We start from the raw sequence: 2,058 nt of genomic DNA, 5'->3' as shown, positions 1-2,058 counted from the left end.
GCGCTCAACAGCGGTACCGCCATCGCGATGTCAGCGGTGTTGCCCGGGCTGACGCGCGAATGTGACCGGTCGGCCGCAAGAATCGGCCAGGCAGTGGACTTTGCTCGTGCGCCCACCCCACGAGCGCTCGACCGCCTGTTTCCATTCCCCCTTTTCCGCCCGAGGCTGAGCGGTGTGCCGGCACGTGCGTGCTGTCCAGGGTCAGTTCGGCTGGCACCGCGCCGGTGGCTGCCACCTTTTCGAAGAAGCCCTGCCAGAAGCCCCGTCGCGACCACCTGTTGTAGCGGTTGTAGGCCGTCGTGGCGGGTCGGTACTCGGCCGGCACGTCGCGCCAGCGGCAACCCACCTTGAGTACGTGCAGATGCCCGAGATCACCCGCCGGTCGTCCACGCGCGGGCTGCCCGGCAGCCCGCGCGGCAGGTGCGGCTCGATCACGGCCCAGGCGTCATCGGACAACCAAAACAGACGTGCCATCGCCACCTCCCGCGTGAGCGAACCCAATCACAGGAGCAAAACGCAAATCAGCGCAGTTCGTTGTATGAGGCCCCTACCTAGGGCTGCCAAGATCCAAATCAACTTCACTTACATAGTCAATATGTAGTTCGAAGAAAAACAAATTGGGTTTTGCTTGACGTTCTATCAGTCAAAGCCAAATGTTCGGGAAATTTTTACGATACATTAAGCAGTTATAGCGACATCCAGTTTACATTTCGCGGATATCTTCATGCCATCGAAGGTCGAGCAGGTGCGCTGACTGGCAGCTCACGACAAGGATCCACCATGGCGACTATGCACATCAGCCCAACCGGGTCGGGCGACAGAAGCGGTTCGAGCTGGCAGAACGCAGCGACGCTGAGTTCGTTGGACGCTATGGTCCAAAAAGCTGGCTCGGGTGGTACCGTTCTGCTGAGGGCGGACGCGGGCGCCTACGACATCTCAACCCGATCGATCAATATCAGCCATGGCGGCACTGAAGGTAGGCCAGTAACCATCAGAGGCGTCGATAGCGCCGGCCGCGACATGGACGCGCAATTCGTCGGCAATCGGGCGCTGGATGCTACCGCCGCAACCCAAACCGGCGGTCAAGCCTTTGTCCTGGACCGCGGCGCCCACGACCTCACCTTTCTCAATCTCAACATCCAAAATGTCTCGAACGCATTCCGGGCCTCTGGTGACGTCGCGAACATTGAGATTGGCCATGTCAGCGCGAGCAATGTTCAGCGCTTCTTTGAGGATCGCCAAGCCAATGACGCGCGTGGAGTAACCGCCACCGTCTCCGGTTTGTACATCCACGATGTCGATGTCACCGGCTACTCCAAAGGGTTTATCCGCCTTCAGTTCGACTCCCACGACGTGCTTATCAGGAACGTCGTGGCCGACAGTGCCGGACAGAACTTCGACAACTTTGCCATGGGTGCCCACATCGATGGGACCGCACACGACATCACGTTCGAAAACGTGACCATTAAAAACAACCAGAACTTCCTTGGCACGTATTGGAACGGAGACGGCTTCGCTACGGAGGGGGGCACCTATCGGATTACCTTCATCGACACGGTATCCTCGGGCAACACCGATGCGGGCTATGACTTAAAGTCCAATCAAACCACCCTGATCCGAGCGGTTGCGGATGACAATAGCCGCAACTTCCGCATCTGGGGCGATGACAACGTCATGATCGACTCCACAGGAGTTGACCCACATAATCGCGCAGGCTCTTACGCATCCCAGATCTGGATGGCTAGCGGCGCCGAGCTGACGGTTACAGGTAGCCAGTTTGTCGACTCGGGCTCGATGACCCGTGTCTTCAACTTCGATGGCGCAGCCTCGCTAAGGATCGCCGACACCACAATCACTCATGGCGGCACGCTCACCTACGGCTCGACGAAGGGTCTAAAAGGCCTGAGCACCGACGTGGTGACCAAGATTGCTCCTACAGGATCGTTCTCCACAAACAGCGTCGTCGTGCACGAGTCGGCGCAAAGTGCTGCGCCTCCCGACACGACGCCGCCGGCCTCGCCGGTCTTTACGCTGGCTAGTGGGTTTGAGGGTGGCATC

The 2,058-nt window shown here is 59.1% G+C and carries 1 protein-coding gene and 1 pseudogene; one reads left to right on the top strand and one right to left on the bottom strand.

All coding sequences use genetic code 11. The features are described 5' to 3' along the window. Positions 1–474: pseudogene (locus MFF55_RS26680) on the bottom strand (IS5 family transposase); the annotation flags it as partial. Between the two features lie 306 nt (positions 475–780). On the opposite strand from MFF55_RS26680, the gene MFF55_RS26675 reads away from it, so the two are divergent. Next, a partial coding sequence (locus MFF55_RS26675) for a hypothetical protein (RefSeq protein WP_238247267.1) occupies positions 781–2,058 on the top strand: 1,278 nt, incomplete at its 3' end.

It is taken from the genome of Methylobacterium iners, from assembly GCF_022179305.1.
GTDB classification, from domain to species: domain Bacteria; phylum Pseudomonadota; class Alphaproteobacteria; order Rhizobiales; family Beijerinckiaceae; genus Methylobacterium; species Methylobacterium iners.
This window is presented reverse-complemented; position numbering and strand designations above follow the sequence as displayed.